The sequence below is a fragment of the Pseudarthrobacter sp. J1763 genome, from assembly GCF_050490295.1.
Taxonomy (GTDB): Bacteria; Actinomycetota; Actinomycetes; order Actinomycetales; family Micrococcaceae; genus JBNPEO01.
Window position 1 is genome coordinate 1 of sequence record NZ_JBNPEN010000009.1, and the last position, 21,565, is coordinate 21,565.

16 protein-coding genes are annotated in these 21,565 nt (G+C 57.5%); 6 read left to right on the plus strand and 10 right to left on the minus strand.

The window, feature by feature from the left end:
- Positions 1-380 precede the first annotated feature (380 nt).
- The gene (gene glnA, locus ACQQCD_RS10015; protein ID WP_430268246.1) at positions 381-1,805 is read right to left on the minus strand and encodes a type I glutamate--ammonia ligase; all 1,425 of its coding nucleotides are present in this window, start codon (positions 1,803-1,805) and stop codon (positions 381-383) included.
- Between the two features lie 256 nt (positions 1,806-2,061).
- Here glnA and ACQQCD_RS10020 point away from each other — a divergent pair, with 256 nt between their 5' ends.
- Complete coding sequence (locus tag ACQQCD_RS10020) at positions 2,062-2,499, plus strand: RDD family protein (protein ID WP_430268247.1); 438 nt, start codon at positions 2,062-2,064, stop codon at positions 2,497-2,499.
- An 84-nt stretch (positions 2,500-2,583) separates the two neighbouring features.
- On the opposite strand, the gene ACQQCD_RS10025 is transcribed toward ACQQCD_RS10020, so the two are convergent.
- The 3 genes from ACQQCD_RS10025 to lipB form a co-directional block, all read right to left on the minus strand.
- A complete protein-coding gene (locus ACQQCD_RS10025; RefSeq protein WP_430268248.1) occupies positions 2,584-3,336 on the minus strand; it encodes a DUF4191 domain-containing protein in 753 nt (250 codons plus the stop codon).
- 119 nt (positions 3,337-3,455) lie between these two features.
- On the minus strand, positions 3,456-4,463 hold the full coding sequence (lipA, locus tag ACQQCD_RS10030) for a lipoyl synthase (RefSeq protein ID WP_430268249.1): 1,008 nt from the start codon (positions 4,461-4,463) through the stop codon (positions 3,456-3,458).
- Complete coding sequence (gene lipB / locus ACQQCD_RS10035) at positions 4,460-5,128, minus strand: lipoyl(octanoyl) transferase LipB (protein ID WP_430268250.1); 669 nt, start codon at positions 5,126-5,128, stop codon at positions 4,460-4,462. Before lipB ends, lipA begins: the two co-directional genes overlap by 4 nt.
- Positions 5,129-5,252: 124 nt before the next feature.
- Between lipB and ACQQCD_RS10040 the strand changes: the two genes are divergently transcribed.
- Positions 5,253-6,989: a serine/threonine protein kinase gene (locus tag ACQQCD_RS10040; protein WP_430268251.1), complete on the plus strand. Its 1,737-nt coding sequence runs from the start codon at positions 5,253-5,255 to the stop codon at positions 6,987-6,989.
- Between the two features lie 77 nt (positions 6,990-7,066).
- Positions 7,067-10,696: a S41 family peptidase gene (locus ACQQCD_RS10045; protein ID WP_430268252.1), complete on the plus strand. Its 3,630-nt coding sequence runs from the start codon at positions 7,067-7,069 to the stop codon at positions 10,694-10,696.
- Between the two features lie 77 nt (positions 10,697-10,773).
- Here ACQQCD_RS10045 and ACQQCD_RS10050 read toward each other — a convergent pair whose 3' ends face one another.
- The 5 genes from ACQQCD_RS10050 to ACQQCD_RS10070 all read right to left on the minus strand — a co-directional run bounded on the left by ACQQCD_RS10050 (position 10,774) and on the right by ACQQCD_RS10070 (position 16,950).
- Positions 10,774-11,205, minus strand: a complete 432-nt coding sequence (locus ACQQCD_RS10050; protein ID WP_430268253.1) for an OsmC family protein — start codon at positions 11,203-11,205, stop codon at positions 10,774-10,776.
- A 74-nt stretch (positions 11,206-11,279) separates the two neighbouring features.
- On the minus strand, positions 11,280-11,633 hold the full coding sequence (locus ACQQCD_RS10055; protein ID WP_430268254.1) for a hypothetical protein: 354 nt from the start codon (positions 11,631-11,633) through the stop codon (positions 11,280-11,282).
- A 185-nt stretch (positions 11,634-11,818) separates the two neighbouring features.
- Positions 11,819-13,585: a 2-oxoglutarate dehydrogenase, E2 component, dihydrolipoamide succinyltransferase gene (sucB, locus tag ACQQCD_RS10060; protein ID WP_430268255.1), complete on the minus strand. Its 1,767-nt coding sequence runs from the start codon at positions 13,583-13,585 to the stop codon at positions 11,819-11,821.
- A 109-nt stretch (positions 13,586-13,694) separates the two neighbouring features.
- On the minus strand, positions 13,695-15,077 hold the full coding sequence (gene lpdA / locus ACQQCD_RS10065) for a dihydrolipoyl dehydrogenase (protein WP_430268256.1): 1,383 nt from the start codon (positions 15,075-15,077) through the stop codon (positions 13,695-13,697).
- 349 nt (positions 15,078-15,426) lie between these two features.
- Entirely contained in the window at positions 15,427-16,950 is a 1,524-nt protein-coding gene (locus ACQQCD_RS10070; protein WP_430268257.1) for a leucyl aminopeptidase, read from the minus strand.
- 250 nt (positions 16,951-17,200) lie between these two features.
- Between ACQQCD_RS10070 and ACQQCD_RS10075 the strand changes: the two genes are divergently transcribed.
- The 3 genes from ACQQCD_RS10075 to ACQQCD_RS10085 all read left to right on the plus strand — a co-directional run bounded on the left by ACQQCD_RS10075 (position 17,201) and on the right by ACQQCD_RS10085 (position 20,986).
- Positions 17,201-18,139, plus strand: a complete 939-nt coding sequence (locus ACQQCD_RS10075; protein ID WP_430268258.1) for a proteasome assembly chaperone family protein — start codon at positions 17,201-17,203, stop codon at positions 18,137-18,139.
- Positions 18,140-18,237: 98 nt separating this feature from the next.
- Positions 18,238-19,443: a DUF4192 domain-containing protein gene (locus tag ACQQCD_RS10080; RefSeq protein ID WP_430268259.1), complete on the plus strand. Its 1,206-nt coding sequence runs from the start codon at positions 18,238-18,240 to the stop codon at positions 19,441-19,443.
- A 235-nt stretch (positions 19,444-19,678) separates the two neighbouring features.
- Positions 19,679-20,986 (plus strand): RNA polymerase sigma factor, encoded by a 1,308-nt coding sequence (locus tag ACQQCD_RS10085; protein WP_430268260.1) that lies wholly within the window; start codon positions 19,679-19,681, stop codon positions 20,984-20,986.
- Between the two features lie 167 nt (positions 20,987-21,153).
- Here the strand turns inward: ACQQCD_RS10085 and ACQQCD_RS10090 are convergent, their stop codons facing one another.
- Complete coding sequence (locus ACQQCD_RS10090) at positions 21,154-21,375, minus strand: DUF7455 domain-containing protein (RefSeq protein ID WP_430268261.1); 222 nt, start codon at positions 21,373-21,375, stop codon at positions 21,154-21,156.
- Positions 21,376-21,565 lie beyond the last annotated feature (190 nt).

Genomic DNA, 21,565 nt, shown 5'->3' on the forward strand with positions numbered 1-21,565 from the left:
GAGCTAATGGCCGGCCAGAGGAACTAGCCAACGCAACAGCATCAGCCTTGAACTCATCAGAATAGGTGGGTCGAGAAGACATGAGAACAATCCTTTCAAAGACTGTCTCAGATCAGTAGTACACCTCGGTGTCGTCGAGATAGAAGAACCGCTCCAGATCGTTCTGCGAAGGTTCTCCCACGAACCGCCCGAACGCGGCGGCCTGCGCATCACTCAAGAATGCAACTGGCACAACCTACAGACTACCGACAGCCACGTAGCAGAGGGCTAAACGCGCAATCCTGTTCCATCACTACTCAGAACCCAACACAACAAAAAAGAGGGACTGTGCTCCGCACCAATGGGTACGGAGCACAGTCCCTCTGAGTTTTAGCTACGGATTACACGCCGTAGTAGAGCTCGAATTCATACGGGTTCGGACGCAGTGAGAGCGGCTTGATCTCGTTCTCGTACTTGTAATCGATCCAGGTGTCGATCAGGTCCTGGGTGAAGACGCCACCGGCCTGCAAGAATTCGTTGTCCTCGCGCAGAGCCTGGAGAGCTTCCTCGAGGGAACCCGGAGCCTTGGGGATGTCCTTGGCTTCTTCAGCGGGGAGCTCGTAGAGGTCCTTGTCGATCGGAGCCGGCGGTTCGATCCGGTTGCGGATACCGTCGATGCCAGCCATCAACTGGGCAGCGAATGCCAAGTATGGGTTGGAGGACGGGTCCGGTGCGCGGAATTCGATGCGCTTTGCCTTCGGGTTGGAACCGGTGATCGGGATACGGATACCAGCGGAGCGGTTGCCCTGCGAGTAGACCATGTTGACCGGAGCTTCGAAGCCCTTGACCAAGCGGCGGTATGAGTTCACCGTCGGGTTGGTGAAAGCCAAAACAGCGCTGGAGTGCTTGAGCAGACCACCGATGTACCAGCGGGCGGTGTCAGAGAGGCCGGCGTAGCCCTTCTCGTCGTAGAAGAGCGGCTCGCCGCCGGTCCACAGCGACTGGTGGCAGTGCATACCGGAACCGTTGTCACCAAAGACCGGCTTCGGCATAAAGGTAACCGACTTGCCCCAAGCATCAGCGGTGTTCTTGATGATGTACTTGAACTTCTGCAGGTCATCTGCAGCGTGAGTCAAAGTGGTGAACTTGTAGTTGATTTCGGCCTGACCAGCAGATCCAACCTCGTGGTGGCTGCGCTCAACCTCAAGGCCAGCTTCGTCCAAAGCGATGCACATGGCGTCACGGAGGTCAGCCTGCTTGTCAGTCGGGGATACCGGGAAGTAACCGCCCTTGACGGGGGTCTTGTAACCGAGGTTACCGCCCTCTTCCTTGCGGCCTGTGTTCCAGTGAGCTTCTTCAGAGTCGATCTTGTAGAAGCTGCCCTGCGGGGAGGACTCGTACTGAACGTTGTCGAAGACGAAGAACTCAGCTTCGGGCGCAAAGAATGCGGTGTCTGCAATACCGGTGGAAGCCAAGTAAGCTTCAGCCTTCTCGGCTACACCACGAGGGTCACGGTGGTACGGGTCACCGGTGCGCGGGTTCACGATCGAGAAGTTCAACGCGAGGGTCTTCTCGATACGGAAAGTGTCAACGAACGCAGTGGTCACGTCCGGGATGAGCTGCATGTCAGACTCGGCGATGCCCTGGAAGCCACGGATGGAAGAACCATCAAACAACTGACCGTTGACAAAGAAGTCCTGGTCTACGCTCTTGGCGGGGACATTGAAGTGCTGCTGAACTCCCGGCAGATCCGTGAAACGGATATCGACGAACTTAATATCTTCGTCTTTGATGAACTGGAGGACTTCGTCCGCGTTCTTGAACATCTATGCTCCTTATGCATATTTACAGTCAGGCTGCTGAGCCTGGTGATCAAGCTAGGGTACGTCTCTATAACCCAACGGGTCATCGGTGCTGATCTTGGAACTGGTACTAGCCTAGGCAGGTGGCATTTCCCGGCCGTGTCCGTATTGTTTCGAGCAGGTTACAGAAGGCTCCCTCGTGTAAACGCTAGTCGAATGTCCACAGTGTGAGCCACTCGAGTCCGATCTGTGGAACGTTGAGAGGAACTAAACTTGGATAGTGGTAAACCGTAGAGACTTAGGTTCGTGGCTTGAAGGCCCGGACACATCCGCAATTTCCAAGTACCCAGGCGCGCGGTTAGGACTGCCCGAATCCGGGCCAGGTTCCATGGCTCGCGCCGGGCGACGCATCTTAGCGATCGTTATTGATTGGACACTGTGCTTGCTGATCAGCAACGTGTTTTTCGGTGGCGACTCATGGGCTACCTTGGCGATATTTGCGATTGAGCAGGCCATTCTGGTGGGAACGCTCGGTTACAGCATTGGCCACAGGATCACCGGCATTCATGTGGTGCGCCCAGGTGGTGCCCCGGCCGGTCCGCTGGCCGGTCTGGTGAGGTCTGTACTCCTATGTTTGGTCATCCCGGCAGTGATTTTTGATCCGGATCAGCGAGGCCTTCATGACAAGGCAATGAACACCGTTTTGATCCGGCGCTAAAGCCAAGAGCATCCTTTAACGCAGAAGGTGCGGGAACAACCAATCGGTTGTCACCCGCACCTTCTGCGTTGTTACTGAATTTAGTTAGCGTCCACGCTGCGGGCGAGCCTTGTATGGATCAATGCCCTTCGGGATTGGCAAACGGTTTCCAAGGGAGTTGATGCGCTTAGAAACGGCGCTAACCTCAGTCTTGGTCAACTCGACCTTGAGCTTGCGCATCTTCTTGGCCACTTCACTGATCGGAGTCTGGTTTTCTTCGCGGCCGGTCTGGATCACGTGAATGGTCACATTGGGCAAAATACGGGACAAGCGTTTGCGCTCGGCGTCCGTGAGCTGCTTAACGCGGCTAGCGGGGCCCTCACTGACCAGTACGACGCCGGGACGTCCCACAGCGCGAAAAACGGCGTCTTGGGTACGGGGATTCACGGCAACGGGCTGTTCTTCAACGATCCATCCACGACGCAGTGTGCCCAGGGCGGCACCGGAAGCACCGGGCTGGCCTTCAATTTGCGCGAACGCGGCACGTTCGGCACGGCGCGACAAGATGAGTGTGGCTGCCAAAAGCCCCAAGGGAATACCAATAATCAGGCCGGTAACCCAGTTGTTGAACAGAAAGCCGATCCCGAGGCTCACTGCTACAACGGCCAAGAAGGCGAGCAGCATCAACCAAGTGATGAGTGGATCGTTGCGACGGGTCATGGTGAAGACGTCGGCGATCTGCTTGAGGCGGCCGGGCTTCTTCACCTTGGCTGCTTTGGGCTTGCGCGAGAAAAGGCTTCGCTTTGCCGGGGCGTCACCCATGGGTGCGCTGGACGTGGAGTCGGAGGATTTTGCCATAGTGCCCTTATTCTACGTGATCTAGCAGCAACGAACTGCGGCGGTAGCAGCGCTCAAGGCGCGGCTACCGCCGTCGTTATTTCCTAAACTCAGTTCCGCTCCCGCGGCAGCAACGGTTCTTAGTGGTGCGCCGCGATGAGAGAAGAAGCTTCCTGACGAGTGGTTCCCGAGGACTCAATGTGAGCCAAGTTCGCGGGGATCTCCCAGCCTTTTTTGCGCATTGCGGTGGCCCACAAACGGCCTGCACGGTAAGAAGAACGAACCAAGGGGCCAGACATTACGCCCAAGAAGCCGATTTCTTCGGCTTCTTGCTGCAGTTCAACGAATTCTTGGGGCTTGACCCAGCGGTCAACCGGCAAGTGACGCTCTGAGGGGCGCAAGTACTGGGTGATGGTGATCAGGTCAGTGCCAGCATCGTGAAGATCGCGAAGCGCTTCGGAAATTTCTTCGCGTGTCTCGCCCATACCCAAAATCAGGTTTGACTTGGTGACCATGCCAAGGTTCCTGCCCTGGGTAATGACGTCCAGCGAGCGGTCGTAACGGAAGGCGGGGCGGATGCGCTTGAAGATTCGCGGAACGGTTTCTACGTTGTGCGCAAAAACTTCAGGCTTTGAGTCACAGATTGCGGCGATGTTCTCGGGCTTGCCGGAGAAATCGGGGATGAGAAGTTCCACACCGGTGCCCGGGTTCAACTCATGGATCTTGCGTACCGTCTCGGCGTAGAGCCAGACGCCCTCATCTTCGAGATCATCACGGGCCACGCCAGTAACCGTTGCATAGCGCAGGTTCATTGATTTGACCGAGCGAGCCACCTTGGTCGGTTCAAATCGGTCAATCGCGGAAGGCTTGCCAGTATCGATCTGGCAGAAGTCACAACGCCGCGTGCATTCTGAGCCACCGATCAGGAACGTTGCCTCTTTATCCTCCCAGCATTCAAAGATGTTAGGACAACCGGCCTCTTCACAAACTGTGTGGAGGCCTTCTTTATTGACCAAATTCTTCAACTGAACGAATTCCGGGCCCATCTGGACCTTGGCCTTAATCCATTCCGGTTTGCGTTCCACGGGAACGGCTGCATTGCGCTGCTCAATACGCAGCATCTTCCGGCCTTCAGGTGCCAGGGTCACAGTAGAGCTCCTTCTGATGTTGCGACTAGCTCTGTCTCATTGTTGCGTAGTTCCTCAACAACACGCGAAACGATGTCCATTGGGGTTACGTTCTGACCGATTTCTTCTGAAATCGTGGTGGTACCGGCGTCTGAAATTCCGCACGCGATGATTTGGCCATAAGGGGCCAAGGAGTTGTTGCAGTTAATCGCGAAGCCGTGCATGGTCACACCTTCGTGGACTCGAATGCCAATGGCTGCGATCTTGCGTGCCGGGCCATTGGAATCTTGATCAATCCACACACCGGCGCGGCCGTCGATGCGGACGGCGTTGATCTTGTAGTCGGCAAGAACGTTGATCAAGACCTCTTCGAGGATATACACGTACCTCCGGATTGCGGCAGGGTCTTTCAGCTTGATGATGGGGTAACCAACGAGCTGGCCCGGGCCGTGCCAGGTCAACTTGCCGCCACGGTCCACAGCAACAACCTCGGTGCCGTCCATGGGGCGTTCGTGTTCCTCAGTCCGTTTTCCTGCCGTGTACACCGGATGGTGTTCCAACAAGAGGACTGTGCTGGGGGCCGAACCGCGAACAACTTCATTGTGCAACGTCCGTTGGATTTGCAAGGCCTCGCTGTAGTCAACGAAGTCAGGGGCAAGTCCAAGCGTGGAGAACTCAAGAGCCATGCGTAACAGTTTAGACCTCATGGCCGTTTGCGAAGGATGTTGTGGGCAAGCTCTCATTGACGCTTCAACTTTGCCTGTGGATAACTTCTGCGCGTTTCAACCGCTTTGGGATAAAACAGGGGATATGGAGAATTTCTCGGAGAAGCCGAATTCGCGTTCCGTATCGGGTGGCCGGCATCGTGGTGAACGGTCCCCATGGCCATTAAGCGCGGGGGAGGCGTCACAAGAGACGTCGCTGCAACCCGAAGTGCCTGGCTATGAAGTCATTCGCCGTTTGGGAGTTGGGTCCACCGCCACCGTTTGGCTGGTTCGCAATAGCACGGGAGCTCATGCTGGCAAGCTCTTTGCGCTCAAATGTCCGCACCCTGGATTGGATATTGCTGGGGATGAGCGCTATACCGTCGTTCAACGGGAGGCGGCCATCCTAGGCAATCTTGAGCACCAGCATTTAGTAAAAATTCATGATGTTATCCCTCTGGGCGGGCAGGATGATGGTGCTTTTGCTCTTTTGATGGATTACGCCGCCGGTGGGTCACTCACTGAGCTGATTGCCAGCCGAGGTTCATTGTCCTCGGGGGAGACGGCCACCATTTTGACGCCTCTTGCACAGGCACTTGAATACCTCCATGCCGCTGGGCTTACTCACTCTGATGTTTCTGCATCCAACGTCCTTTTTACCGCTGACGGGTGCCCGTTGCTCACAGATTTGGGCGTTGGCCGGATGCTCGGAGAACCTGGCTCGCAGCTCTGGGCTGGGACTCCGGGCTTCGCTGATCCGGCCACATACAACAGCACGGCAAACTTGCGGCCGGAGCGGGACTTGTATTCACTAGCGGCAGTGGGCTGGTATTGCCTTGCTGCCCAAGTACCGGAGCCAAATAACAGCCGGCCGCCGTTGGGGCTTCTGGTCCCTGACGTTGCGCCAGGGCTGGTAGCCGCGATTGAGGCCGGCTTGAAGCTTGATCCCAAACAACGGCCAGCGGCAGGGGAGTTCGCCCACGCGATTTATCGCAGTGCGCGCTGTGAACCGGTAGACCTTTCGGCGTCCGTCCATGCCAGCGTGGTACCTGATTTGATGACGAGAATTGAGCCAAACGCTAATGGACGACGGCGTTGGGCGGCGTTGTATCCAGGTGCCCGCTTTGCGGCTGGCAAAGGTCGCAAGAGGAGTCTTCGCAGGGGTTTTGCAGGTCTGGATCTTGCACACGGGGGACTTGCGGGCGTGGGGCACGCTGGCAATGGCAGAGTTGTGGCCACAGTGGTCACAGCTGCGTTGGTACTGGGCGGGGGAGGAGCCACTGTCTGGGCTATTTCCACTGCCCGTCATACTGCGGAGCTTCAGACTGGCAAGGTAACCGGAGGTAGCAATGCTGAAGCTGTTGAATCGGCAAAGTTGGCCAGTGGAATTTCTGCTGAGACCGGCACACAACTTGGCCTGGACGCCGGGGCCGTGCAACAGCTGAATGCGCGTTTAGCCGCTGTAGATCCGGTGCAGGCAGCTAAAGGCATTACGGAGCTACGTGATCTGGCGTTGAGTTACGGCAAGGTGGACCTCTTGGCCAGAGTGAACAGTCCTAACTCCAGTGCTGCCAAGTCCGATGCTCAACTTGCGGCGCAATTGCGCAACCGGGGACATGCTCTTAAAGGTTTTAGTACGGAACTGAAAACTTCTGCGCTTGAACAGGGAAGTAACGAGCACCAAGCCAAGGTCAAAATCTTGGCAGTCACCAGTGCCTATCAAGAGGTTGACGCTGCTGGCAAAGTAGTGGCTCAAACTGAGCACGGAGTGGATCAGTCGTTGGTTTTGGCACTGACACGTAAGAGTGGCACTTGGCTGATCGAAGAAGTTCAGAGCCCGTAGGCAAGCTATTAACCTCGCTTGCTAGACTCCCCGGAGAGGTTTCAACAAGGCATGCCGAGCGTGACTAAGATCGATGGATGACCTCTTCGAGCTACTTCCGCTTCCCACACATTCATGGCGATCTCATCACCTTTGTGGCCGAGGACGATGTTTGGCTGGCCCCTTTGACCGGCGGCCGTGCGTGGCGTGTGTCCTCCCTGCAAATGCCGGCCCGCAATCCACGATTTAGTCCAGATGGTAAGAACCTCGTGTGGACTGTGGTGCAGGGCAGCTCACCGGAAGCTGTCACTGCGAAGGTTGACGGCGGCGAATTCCGTCAATTGACGTACTTTGGCCACGCAAGCACACGCGTACGCGGCTTCACTCCCGAGGGTGAGGTGGTAGTCACCAGCGCCTTTGAACAGGGCGATTTCCGTTTGACCCATGCCTATGCGCTGGGCCTGAACGGCGGTTGGGCGCGTCGGCTCGAGTTGGGACCCGTGGATTCTGTGGTCTACGGTCCTGTCAACGGTGACGAACGCCCCGTTGTGGTCTCCAGCGTGCTCTCTCGAGAGCCTGCATGGTGGAAGCGCTACAAGGGCGGCACCGCCGGAAAACTGTGGATTGACCGTGACGGTAATGGTGAATTTGTTCGCCTTCTGAGCGAAATCACCTCTAACCTTGCTGACCCAATGTGGATCGAAGGACGCGTCGCATTTCTCTCCGATCATGAGGGATATGGAAATATCTACTCGGTTGCTCCAGATGGTAGCGATTTGAGCAGACACACCGACTTCGAAGAGCACTACGTGCGTCACGCCGCAACGGACGGAACACGAATTGTTTTCGAGTCCGCAGGGCAGCTCTTTGTGATGCACCACTTAGCGGCTGCACCGATTCCCCTAGATATTTCATTAGGTTCGGCGTCAATGCAGCGTCGCAAAACTGGCCTGAAGGTTCAGAAGCATCTTGGTGAAGTGGTGCCAGGCCATAATGGCAGCGCGAGCGCGGTTGAATCGCATGGCACCATTCACTGGCTCACCCACAAAGACGGTCCAGCCCGGGCCATCGAAGTTACACCTGGTGTTCGAGCCAGGCTTCCGCGCCCGGTGGGCGAAGACAAAATTGCTTACATCGCTGATCATGGCGGCGAGGAAGCACTCTACATTCGCGAACTCGCCTTAAGTTTGCCGGGACTAGCCAACACCGGGAACCACACAAAAGTTACCGGGGCAGTGCCGCCGGGGGCCCAGCATTCAACGCAGCATTCAACCCAGCCAACAACGCAGCTAACAACCCAGCCAAACCTCCCGGTTGCCGCTCCAGCGGAGAAAGGGGAGCCTGCGGCTGCAGAGGATTCAGACGCGCTTCCAGCACCGGTCTCAGCCCTCTCCGGTAGTTCAGTTCTTTCGGCTACGCCCGCTGCACCCAGTGTCACCGCGGCACTTGGAAACGCTGCCGAAGTTTCCAATGACGAATCACCAGCAAACAACACTCAGCTGGCTGAGAACACGGCAGGGGAGAATGGTCTAAATACGGCTTCGGTTGGCATTCGCTTCCCCTCGGTGACCCGGGCTAGCTCTATGTCCGTGAGCCCCAACGGAGAATGGATCGCGATCGGTGGAGCCTTCGGTGACTTCTACCTTGTGGAAGTAGCGGCACGCCGAATGTCGCTGCTGACCAGTGTGGGCGAGGGAAGCATTGGCGACCTAGCATGGTCCTCTGATTCAAAGTGGTTGGCCTTCGCTGAACCGCTAACAGCCTTTGGATCCCGGACACGCCTGCGGTTGGTTGAGGTCGCCTCCCAAGACTCACAGATCATCAACGTCACTGACGGTCGCTTTGCCGACGAATCACCGGCCTTCACCCCCGATGGCAAGTTCTTGGCTTTCCTATCCAGCCGCAGTTTTGACCCGGTCTACGACGGTCACTCCTTCGATCTGTCCTTCCCTAGCCCCATCAAACCGTACCTTGTGGCACTTTCTGCTAACACGCCGTCGCCCTTTGGACCTGCTGTGGCCAGCTTCGGTGAGAATACCGCCGAAACTGCGGCAGTCAGGGCCTTGAGGGACGGAAGCTTGAAGGAAGTTGAAGAAACACCGAAGCTAGTAGTTGATGCCAACGGTATTGAGCAACGAATACTGCCACTGCCTGTGGCGCAGGGAAACTACAGTGACCTGAGCGCCGGCGATGGCTGCTTGTACTGGCTGGAAAACCCCATCAGCGGCGTTCTGGGCGATGGCCGCGCTTCCACGGAAGACAAAGCAGCGAGCCCCAAGCTGGTCCGTTTTGATCTCGCTAAGCGCAAGTCCGTTACCCTCAACGAATCAGTGGACAGTTACCGCCTCTCCGGAGACGGCAAACGGATTGTGTTTATCAAGGACAAACAAGTCAGCGCCACCATTTCCTCCGCTAAGGCCGATGAAGAATCAGGGGATCTCGTCAAGGTGGACCTCGGCCGGATCCGGGTACAGCTTGAACCCGTGGCTGTATGGGAACAAGCCTTCAACGAAGCATGGCGTTTGCAGCGGGACTTCTTCTGGGCTGCGGACATGGGTGGTCTTGACTGGGACGGCGTGAAGGCAAAATTCGCTCCGATCATTCAGCGCCTTGGAAGCCATGATGATTTGGTTGACCTGCTGTGGGAAATGCACGGCGAATTGGGTACCTCCCATGCCTATGTCCGTCCGTTCGCAGTCTCCGAGCCGGGCAGCAGCGGGCAAGGCCGTTTAGGCGCGGAGTTTGTCCATAACGGCACAGCATGGGAGATCACAAAGATTCTTGCCGGCGACTCCTCAGATCCGCTAGCGAACTCTCCGTTGGCCCGAGCTGGTGTGAATGCCAAGGTGGGCGACTTGCTGATGGCGATTGACGGCGTCGACCTTTCTGCAACTCTCTCCCCGGCCATGCTCCTCACATCTTCGGCCGGCAAGGCCGTTGAATTGACCGTGCAAAACGGACAAGGCCACGGCGAGCAGGCTGGTGCGCAGCGGCGCGTTGCAGTGGTTCCGGTGCGTGATGAGGAGCGTCTGCGCTACCAAGAATGGGTCCAGAGCAACAGGCGGATGGTGCGGCAAGCGTCAGGGGATGCGTTCGGTTACTTGCACATTCCGGACATGATGGCAGCGGGCTGGGCACAGTTGCACCGCGATTTGGACACCGAAGCGTCCAAGGATGCCTTGATTGTTGATGTGCGCCGCAACCGTGGTGGGCACACGTCCCAATTGGTTGCTGAGATCATTGGCCGCAAGGTCACTGGCTGGTCGGTGCCACGTGGGGAGAAGCCGCGGACCTATCCGGAGAGCTCACCGCGTGGCCCAGTGGTCATTGTGACCGACGAGTTTGCTGGCTCCGACGGCGACATCATCACCCAAGTGTCAAAGCTGCGGGGGATTGGACCGATCGTGGGAACGCGCACGTGGGGCGGTGTTGTGGGAATCGATAACCGTTTCTCCCTCGCCGACGGTACCGGGGTGACTCAGCCTCGCTACGCGACGTGGTTTAGCGGTGGAGTGGGCTGGTCCGTGGAGAATTACGGTGTTGACCCGGACATTGAGGTGCCGTTCCCTCCGCACGCCTACAGCGCTGGAAGTGACCCACAGTTGGAACAGTCCATCAGCGTTTTGCGGGAGATGCTCCAGGAGCTGCCCACTGATCAGGCGCCAGAGCGTGCCGGGTACAAGACGCTCAAGCCAGCTCCACTGCCGCCGCGCAAGCGCACCCCTTAAACGAAACTAGCTCGCAATTGTGGCTGTTCCCATTCCTGGGAGGCGCCACAATTGCGAGCTGGTTCGGTAATGCGGGACTACGCGGAGATCAGCGTGGCATCCAAGGTGATGCTGATGCCAGCCAACGCAGCCGAGACCGGGCAACCCGACTTGGCTGCTTCGGCGATCTTCTGGAATTCTTCTTCAGAAATACCTGGGATCTTGGCGCTCAGCGTCAAGTGGCTACCGGTGATGCCGGTGCCGGGCTGGAAGCCAACGTCAGACTTTGTGGAAACTTCCTCTGGAGTGTATCCAGCCTCGCCCAAGGCATGGCTGAAAGCCATCGAGAAGCAAGCAGAGTGAGCTGCAGCAATGAGTTCCTCGGGGCTGGTTTTGCCCGCTGCAGCCTCAGTGCGAGCCTTCCAAGTGACGTCGAACGTGCCCAAACCGGAGCTATCCAGTGTGGTGTTGCCGGATCCTTCAGCCAAGCTGCCGTTCCAGACGGTGTGTGCGCTACGTGTTGTTGCCATGTCAGCTCCTCAAGATCGATATTCTTCGATTACTCACAAAGTGTTGTAACCGCTCACTTCATCCTAGGCGTTTATTACTGCCAAAGGGTGGCCAGCGCCACGTTGATCAGCGCCAGGCCGCCAACGCCGTGTGCCAAGCCGGTGGATACCGTCTCTCCGTTCTTGACCTTGCGGCTGCCAATGACGGCCAGAACTGCAACGACAATGGCGATGACCAATTTGATGCCGAGTTTGGGATAGTTCAGAGTCTCATCCGGCATCATGGGGAGGATTCCCATCATGGCAATGCCCGTAAGAAGTTGCAGGAAAGCGCCATCACGCTGACGCGGGTGGACCGTGGGAGTCTTCATCGTGGCGATCCAGTAACCAACGATCATGGCAGCGCCAACAACGTGCAGGAAAATCAGAATGTTCAGGACAATAGTCATGGTCCCAGCTTAGCCACAGACTGTCCTCAAGTATGACTTTCGCAGACTGTGACCTGCATAAATACCTTCGGCCAAATTGCAGCGGCTACATACCGCCGGTTAAAGAACGACGGCGGTACCCGGCTCCCAGAGCCGCGTACCGCCGTCGTTGTCTAGTGGTTGTCCGTTAGGCAAACGTTCCGGACTTAGAGTCCGAGGTCAGCCTCGAAGGCACCTTCCTCAAGGCGAGCCTTGAGGGTCTGCAGGAAGCGGCCTGCATCGGCGCCGTCAACCAGACGGTGATCGTAGGTCAAGGACAGGTACATCATGTGGCGGATAGCAATGGTGTCATCACCATCGGGGCCAGTGATAACCGTTGCACGCTTGACGATCGCGCCGGTTCCCAAAATGGCAACTTGCGGCTGGTTGATGATCGGGGTGTCGAAGAGAGCGCCCACGGAACCAATGTTTGTGATCGAGAACGTGCCACCGGACAGCTCATCCGGGCCAATCTTGTTATCGCGCGTACGCTTTGCAACGTCTGCGATCTTGGCGGCAACACCGGCGAGGTTGAGGTCACCCGCGTTGGAAATGACAGGAACCAACAGACCCTTGTCTGTGTCCACCGCAATAGCGATGTGTTCGGCGTTGTGGTACGTGATCTCTTGCTTTTCTTCGTTGTATTCTGCGTTGAGCTTGGGGTGCTGCTTGAGCGCCTCGGCTACGGCCTTTGCAATGAAGGGCAAAAAGGTCAGCTTGGTGCCGTTGACTGCCTGGAACTGATCTTTGGCTGCTGTACGCAGTTTGGCCACACGCGTCATGTCCACTTCGTGAACCTGAGTCAGCTGGGTGGAGGTATCCAAGGACTCGCGCATACGGCGAGCGATAACCTGGCGGATGCGAGGTGCCTTCTCAGTCTTGCCACGCAAGGAGGAAGGAACGACGGCGGCCGGAGCCTTCACTGCGCTGGCAACCGGAGCCGCGGCTGCCGGGGCAGCTGCGCTTGCCTTTTTGGCTTCGGCAGCGGCAAGTACATCCTGCTTGCGGATGCGTCCACCAACACCGGTACCGGTGAGTGAGGAGATGTCTACGCCCTGCTCGTTGGCCAGCTTGCGGACCAAGGGGGTCAGGTAGTTGGACTCGTTGCCGGTTGATGCTGCTGCGGCTGGTGCTGCAGGGGCTGGTGCTGCAGGAGCCGGTGTTGATTCCTGAGGCGCTGCCGGAGCTGCAGGTGCAGCCACTGGTTCTTCGCGCTGTTCAGCGGGAGCTGCGGCAACGGGCTCAGCCTTGGCAGGCTCTGCCGGTGCTGCGGCAGGAGCCGAAGCCGGAGCTGCGGAACCCGAACCGATGATCGCCAAAACGGAGCCAACTTCAGCAGTCTCGTCCTCGCCAACACGGATTTCCTGCAGAGTACCGGCCACGGGGGACGGGATCTCGGTGTCAACCTTGTCGGTAGAAACCTCCAGCAACGGCTCATCAACCTCAACGGTTTCGCCAACTGCCTTCAGCCAGCGCGTGACGGTGCCCTCGGTTACACTCTCGCCCAAAGCCGGGAGCGTTACTTCGTGAGTCTCACCTGAAGCAGCCTCAGTGGAAGCGGGGGCTTCCTGAGCTGGTGCTTCCTGAGCTGGTGCTGCAGGCGCGGGCTCAGTAGCAGGCGCTTCTTCAGCGGCGGCAGGTGCCGGTGCTGATTCGGCTGCGGGAGCCTCTTCTGCAGGGGCTTCGCTGGACCCGGAACCGTCGCCAATGCGCACAAGCGGCGCTCCAACGTCGGCCGTCTCATCCTCGGCAACGAGGATTTCCTCGATTACACCGGCAATCGGAGAGGGGATTTCAGTGTCTACTTTGTCGGTCGAAACTTCGAGCAGCGGCTCGTCGACCTCTACCCGGTCACCCACAGCCTTTAGCCAGCGAGTAACAGTACCTTCGGTGACGCTCTCCCCGAGGGCGGGCAAGTTAACGGTTTCAGACATATCGTCCCCGTTCTCCTTATTGATCTTTAGTGCGGTTGGATGCTGCTGATTTTGAGCTTAGTGCACCCGGCGTGTGTGCCGGGTGCACTTGCTCGAGAACTACTTAGTGCTAGCCGTGCAGAGGACGACCGGCCAAGGCCATTGCAGCCTCGCCCAATGCCTCGTTCTGCGTGGGGTGCGCGTGGATGAGTGAAGCTACATCCTCCGGGTAGGCTTCCCAGTTGACAATTAACTGAGCTTCACCGATCTGCTCACCAACGCGGGTGCCGATCATGTGAACACCCACCACGGGGCCGTTCTTCTCACGGACAAACTTGATGATTCCGCCGGTGCCCAAGATGGCGCTCTTGCCGTTTCCGGCGAGGTTGTACTCGGTGCTTTCGACGTTCTCGTCGCCGAACTTTTCCTTGGCGGCCTTCTCGGAGTAACCCACCGAAGCGATCTCAGGGTCGCAGAAGGTGACCTTGGGGACGTTGATGTCCTCAACAACCACGGGGTTCTGGCCGGCAATTTCTTCGGCAACGAAGATGCCCTGTTGGAATCCGCGGTGTGCCAACTGAACGCCAGGAACAATGTCACCTACCGCGTAAATGTTGCCAACACCGGTGTGCAGACGCTCGTTAGTAATAACAAAACCGCGATCGATGGTGACGCCAGCTTCCTCGAAACCGAGGCCTGCAGTGGACGGGCCACGACCAACAGCAACGAGCATCAAGTCAGCCTCGAAGGTTTTACCGTCTACAAGAGTTGCCTTGACGCCGTTTTCGTTCTGCTCAACGCCCTGGAAGAAGGTACCTGTGTTGAACTTGATGCCGCGCTTTTTGAAGGTGCGCTCGAGGACCTTGATGATGGAGGCGTCCTCGTTGGGAACCAAGGAGGGGAGGCCTTCAATGATGGTGACGTCTACGCCGAAGGACTTCCAGACGGAAGCAAATTCCACACCAATAACGCCGCCGCCCAGAACGATAACGCTCTTGGGGACGTAGTCCATGGTGAGTGCCTGATCGGAGGTGATGACCTTACCGCCGATTTCGAGGCCGGGGAGGCTGCGCGAGTAGGAACCGGTGGCTAGAACAATGTTCTTGCCTTTGTACTCGGTGCCGTTCACGGTGATGGTGTCTTGGCTGGTCAGTCGGCCTTCACCTTCAATAACGGTGATGCCTTTGCCCTTGATAAGACCCTGCAGGCCCTTGTATTTGCCAGCAATGATGCCGTCCTTGTACGCGTTCACTGCAGTCATGTCGATGGACTGCAGCTCAACGTTGACGCCGTACTTGGCGCCGTCGCGTGCGTGGTCAGCCACTTCAGCAGAGTGCAGGAGTGCCTTGGTGGGGATACAGCCGTTGTGTAGGCAGGTTCCGCCGAGCTTGGACTTCTCGATGAGACCGACGGTTAGTCCTAGCTGCACCCCACGAAGTGCTGCCGCGTAACCGCCGCTGCCTCCACCGAGTACCAGCATGTCGAATTCTTGCGCAGTTGCCTGATCGGCCACTTAGACGCTCCCTCGCGTAAATGATGACGCTTGGTAAGCATCATCTGTCCTGGATCTGTTCCTGCGGCGATTATGCCAGCAGTAGCGATTCTCTTGCAGTTCTCTAGCTTTTGTGACTACCGGGTGAGGTAATCAAAATCTTCCACAATTCACCTTAGCGCCACGAATATCTATGCTCCACCTTCTGAGCGTCTTTGTACCGCTCATGTGGCGCGATTCATACAAACTTGTGGCGGGAGAATCCTAGAAGCGGTCCTGCGGAGGGTGGCCAGCGCAATTGTCCCCAGCCACCCTCAGCACAACGTGTCACCGTCAGTGGAACACTGGGGACGATAATTTCGGCAACTTATTACGCTGCGTTGGTGAAGGACTCGAGGTAGCTCACCAGTGAACGAACCGTACAGCCGGTGCCTTGTTTGGGGGTATAGCCGTACGGTGCACCGTTGTTGAAGGACGGGCCAGCGATGTCGATGTGAGCCCAAGGAATAGTGCTTCCGTCCTTGGCCTTTCCAACGAACTCGCGCAAGAACGCGGCCGCCGTCATCATGCCACCGTGGCGGGCTCCAATGTTGGCTAGGTCAGCCACATCAGAATCCAAAGTGGGGCGCAATTCTTCCGGAATCGGCATGGGCCAAACCAGCTCGCCGGCACGGTCTGCGGCAGCCTTGAGTTCAGCGGTGAGCGATTCTTCGCCCATAACACCAGCGGTACGGTCACCCAGGGCGATCAATTGCGCGCCGGTCAACGTGGCGACGTCGATGATTGCATCCGGGAATTCCAAGCTAGCGGCAGCGATGCCGTCACCCATCACCAAACGGCCTTCGGCGTCGGTGTTAAGAACCTCAACCGTCTTACCGCCGAACATAGTGATGACATCGGCGGGGCGCTGAGCAGCGCCGCCGGGCATGTTCTCGGCGATACAAAGCCAAGCAGTCACCTTCACAGGCAAAGCCAGTTCGGCTGCTGCCAGCGCGGTGTTTAGTACGACGGCGGCACCAGCCATATCGCTCTTCATCTCACCCATGCCGAGAGCTGGCTTGATGGAGATTCCGCCGGTGTCGAAGGTGATGCCCTTACCTACCAGGGCAACGTGGCGCACAGCTTTGGCGGGGGAGTATTCGACCTTAACCAGACGTGGCAATCGGGTTGAACCCTTACCAACGCCCAAGATGCCGCCGAAGCCTTCTTTCTCAAGGCGCTTCTCATCCCAGATGGTGATCTTTACGGGCAGTGAGCGGGAGAGCTCCTTGGCAGCTGCCGCAAAAGACTCTGGGTAGAGGTGGCTCGGTGGCTGGTTGACTAAGGTGCGGGTTGCGTTCACGGAACGTCCCAAAACTGCAGCACGGGTCAGAACTTTGTTGATGGCCGGGTCTGTGGCAAACGGTGTAGAGAGGGTGACGTTGGCTACCGGGGTCTTGAGCCCAACAGTGCTTGAACGGTGTTCGGTGTACGCGTAGGAACCCAGAGCCGCGCCTTCGGCGACGGCTGAAACAGCGGCCAGATCCGCCGTCGGAAGTGCCAGCACAACTGAGTTAAAACCGGCCAGCTGACGAACCGCAGAACCGGCAGCACGGCGAAGAGCTTCTTCACCCACAGTCCGTCCTGGCGCTACGGCACCAACACCGGCGAGTACAAGTACTCCGCTGGCCAACTCCGGCAAGCCGGGCAGACGCACGATTTGATCGGCGGCTCCACTGACACCCAATGACTCAAGGGTGGAGGAGAGAGCCTCGGCAGCTTTGGCGCTGAGCGGGTTCTCCAGGAGAACCGGACCTTCAGGCGTGCTGGCAACGCCGATGACCAAGGCATCGCTCGGTGACTTCTTGAGGTCCTTGGCAACGGCGTTGAGCTTAAATTCACTGACTTTGGCCACGGGGTATTTGCCTCACTTCCATTGTGATTGACGGGATGCAACGGCACCGGATCTTGCGGGCCGCACTACTTACCCACCAACGATCGTAGTCCGAGGACCCGGAAGGGCGCGGATTTCCGCTCTGGGTGTAATCCCGGGTGAAAGTTTTGGATCGATGGAATGACTAGCGGCCCTCAGGCGTTGTGCAAGCGTGGCATGGAAAATCCGACTGCGCGGGAACAAACGCAGAAGACAGACACAGGAGGACGTTGTGTTCGAGCAGAGCTACGGCTCGCAGCTGGATCCGGCGAGCCTCTATACCCTTAACCCGGAGGTTGCGGGCGACGCCGAACTGACGGGCTTGAACATGGTGATGACGTTCAGCGGCTTTGCTGATGCCGGTCAAATGGTGAGCCAAATAAACGGCGAGCTCTTGGACTATTCCGAGAACGAAGTTGTGGCCGTTTTTGATGCAGACCAGCTCATCGACTACCGCTCGCGCCGGCCGCAAATTAGTTTTGTTGAGGACCACCTCCAAGACTTTCATTCACCTCGGCTCGCTCTGTACAGGCTCAAAGACGGTTTGGGAAAGCCGTACCTTCTACTGGCCGGGTTTGAACCGGATTTGCAGTGGGAGCGCTTCAGCCGTGCAGTGCTTCAGCTGGTGGAAAAATTCGACGTCAAACTCGTTACGTGGATCCACTCGATCCCTATGCCCGTGCCACACACGCGGCCAGCTGGCGTTACGGTCCACGGGAACCGGCCAGACCTCATCGAGGGAATCTCGCTGTGGAAGCCAACCGTGGAAATCCCGGCAGCAGTGGGACACGTACTCGAATTGCGCTTGAGCGAGGCTAATCGTGAGGTTGCCGGTTACGTCATTCACGTCCCGCACTACTTGGCGGAGGCAGAGTATCCTCAAGCCGCAGTAGCTGGCCTGGAATACCTTGGCGCTGCCACGTCACTGATGCTCCCCACAGACCGACTGCGTGAAGCAGGCCGGACAGTGGGCCGCCAGATTTCCGAACAGGTTGCAGCCTCGGAGGAAATTGTTGAAGTGGTCAAAAACCTTGAGGAGCGTTACGACCAAAAGGTTGAAGGCACGGTGCGGCGGTCTTTGTTGGCTGATGAGAATGATCGATTGCCCAACGCCGAGGACCTCGGTGCCGCAGTGGAGGCGTACTTGGCACAGGAAGATTTCAACAAATAGAGGATTTTGGGGGCTCGTCGAGTCCTAATTTTCTGAAGTTTTCCACATAGGACGTTTGCGCCATTTCACCTCGCGGCTCAGTGCATGAGTGTGGATCCATGAATCCTACTGAAACCCTCAAAGCTAGCCGCGCCGAAGACGTTCTAGGGTACGTTCCGCACACGCTCGGTTATTGGCCCACTAATTCGCTGGTGTGCGTCACTATGTCCAAAGGCAGACTTGGCGCCACGCTGCGTGTGGATCTGCCGCCAGCGGACATAAGCTCCTTTCAAGCACACTCGTTCTCCGCACGAGTGGTGGACTACTTGCTCAGTGACGAAAGAGCTGACGGTGTGTTGATTGCCATCTACCCGCCAGCACTGTTGGGCCCCTCATGGCAGCCGTGTATGGAGTTGCTCGAGTCACTCGAATGCGCAGTAGAAGGCGAGGGCCTGGTACTGCGCGATGCATGGGTGATCGGGACAGACCTATGGCGAAACTCCTACTGCCAGAACCATGAGTGCTGCCCACCCCAAGGACGCAGTCTGGAAGATATACGTAATAGTCCACTCAGTGCCGAGCTTATTTACCGGGGCAGCGCGCTCGGGGCTGCGCCTGGGATCAACGGTCAGTCTGCTGATGAGCTGTCCATCCAAACGGGACCATTTGGCAGACTGAGTCCTCAGCAGGCTGCCGCAGTGCTGCCTGAAGAAAATCGCTTGCGCGAGCAGCTGCTCCACGGGCCGCGCGGTGGAGCCTCGGCGGAAGCCCTTTTGGCGCAGTGGGAACCATTCTTAAGTGGTGAAAACCGTTGTGAAGTTTCGGCTAGCGATGCAGCCGCACTGCGGGCAGGTCTTTCCGTCCCATTATTTCGAGACACCATCATGGTTCAAGCTGCAGGTGGGTTGGCGCTCGCGCTAGATGGAGTTCAAGAAATTACGCGCTGTGAGCCACTGGACGTTGCAGCCGCTGATCAGAGAGACTCAGCGCAAGAGACCGTTGACCACTACGCAGAGTTTCTGATGGGGCAGTCACCGGCTGGACCGAACTGGAAGCGTATGGATACTTTTGCTGAGCTGTTGGGCGCTCTGCTCTTTGATGGCCCAGGCGGGCATAAGGCTCCGGTGTTGGCTGTTCTTGGCTGGATCGAATGGTGCCGGGGGCGAGGTTCAATGGCAGGAGCGCACCTAGATGCGGCACTTGGCCATAACCCGGACTATCGCCTCGCTGAGCTACTGAGCGAGCTTATTGCCCGAGGTCATTTGAGCAATTGGGCAAGAAATAGAGCCACTGCATGGCACGGCATTCAAGAGGACTCGGCCTAGTAGTGAACGGCAGCGGTGGGCAAAACGTGAGACAATGGAGGTCGAGACCCGGTTGGGTCCGTGTTTTACAAGCGAAAATTAGTGCTCCATTTGGGGAACTTTTCACGATGTTTTGTGGTTGTAGTCTTTGACCCTGCACCGTGAAGTCGCCTGTAAGAACCTTCACGGACTTGACAGGGTCATAGTGGTGTTGCCCTTATGGTGATTCCACAGACCGCCGCTAGAAAGGTTTTCTGTGACCCCGTCTTCCGTGAAGAAGGATTCTGCCGAACAGGTAGAGCTCAGCCCTGAAGAGAAGAAGGCTGCTGCCAACGCCAAGCGCGCCGCCACTCGGGCCGCCAATAAGGCACTCAAGGACGCTGCTGGTGAGACTGCAGGAGCCGAGACTGATGGCGCCGAAGCTAAGTCGGCACCCAAGAAGCGTGGCCCCAAGGCTGGCGCTAAAAAGGCTGCTGAAGCTGAGGCAGATGCCGCGAGCGAGGATGACATCGATCCTGAGGACCTTGTTGAGGTTGACGACGCCGACGAGAGCGATGAAGCGCCTGCCAAGGCTGCAAGCACCGGAAGCGGTTTTGTCTACTCGGACGCCGACGATGATGATGCTCCGGTTCAGCAGGTTATGTCCGCGGGTGCTACGGCTGACCCGGTCAAGGACTACCTCAAGCAAATCGGTAAGGTCGCGTTGCTCAATGCTGAGCAAGAGGTTGATCTTGCCTTGCGTATTGAAGCTGGACTTTTTGCTGACGAAAAGCTCCACGCCGATCAAGGCACCATGGATCCCAAGCTCAAGCGTGAGCTTGAGTTTGTTGTCCACGACGGCAAGCGCGCCAAGAATCACCTCTTGGAAGCAAACCTTCGTTTGGTGGTCTCCTTGGCCAAGCGTTACACCGGCCGCGGCATGCTCTTTTTGGACTTGATCCAAGAAGGTAACCTGGGCCTGATCCGCGCCGTTGAGAAGTTTGACTACACCAAGGGCTTTAAGTTCTCCACCTATGCAACGTGGTGGATCCGGCAGGCCATCACCCGCGCCATGGCCGACCAAGCTCGCACTATTCGTATTCCGGTGCACATGGTGGAAGTTATTAACAAGCTTGCACGCGTACAGCGCCAGATGCTGCAGGACTTGGGCCGCGAACCCACGCCTGAAGAATTGGCACTCGAGCTGGACATGACGCCTGAGAAGGTTGTTGAAGTCCAGAAGTATGGTCGTGAGCCGATCTCCTTGCACACCCCCTTGGGTGAAGACGGAGATTCCGAGTTCGGTGACTTGATCGAGGACTCTGAAGCTGTGGTTCCGGCGGATGCCGTGAGCTTCACCTTGCTTCAGGAGCAGCTGCACTCCGTGCTGGACACACTCTCCGAGCGAGAAGCTGGCGTGGTTGCCATGCGCTTTGGTTTGACTGATGGCCAGCCGAAGACTTTAGACGAAATCGGAAAGGTTTACGGAGTCACGCGAGAGCGTATCCGCCAAATCGAATCGAAGACCATGTCGAAGCTGCGGCACCCGTCACGCTCACAGGTTTTGCGCGACTATCTGGACTAAGGACAGCGACTAGTTCTGACGAGTGCTGCCTGATTTTCAGCGCAAATCAACCAAATGGACCCCCGGATTTCCGGGGGTCCATTTGTATTAGGCCAGATATTCGTAGGGAGAGAAAAACAGCGGCCCCCACCATCAGGTGAGGGCCGCTGGGCTAATGCATGGTTTTGCTAGTCGACTTCGACTGCCGGCTTCTCGTGAAGGCGTGCTGTCTCGTCATGCCACTCGGAACTCAGGGGCTTCAGTGTGGCTTCAAGTGCGCGGGAGTGGTGTCCGCAAAACAGGAGTTCGCCACCGGAAGACTCAAGAACTACCCGTACGTATGCTTGTGCACCGCAACGGTCACAGCGGTCTAGGGCATCTAGCTTGCGGGCTGCTACAGCTGTAGTCATGGGGGCCTCCTTAGTAGATCTGTACATCTATATAACCAGCAGTGGAGGCAAAACCATGGCAAGAGTTGGCATCTTTCGCTGTACGCGTATCACGACCGCGTAACGTAGCCCGGTAAACCAAGCAGTTTGGCTGAAGCGTGGTGTGGCAACCAGCTTGGTGCGCTGAGCGGCACTAGCCTAGATAGAGGCC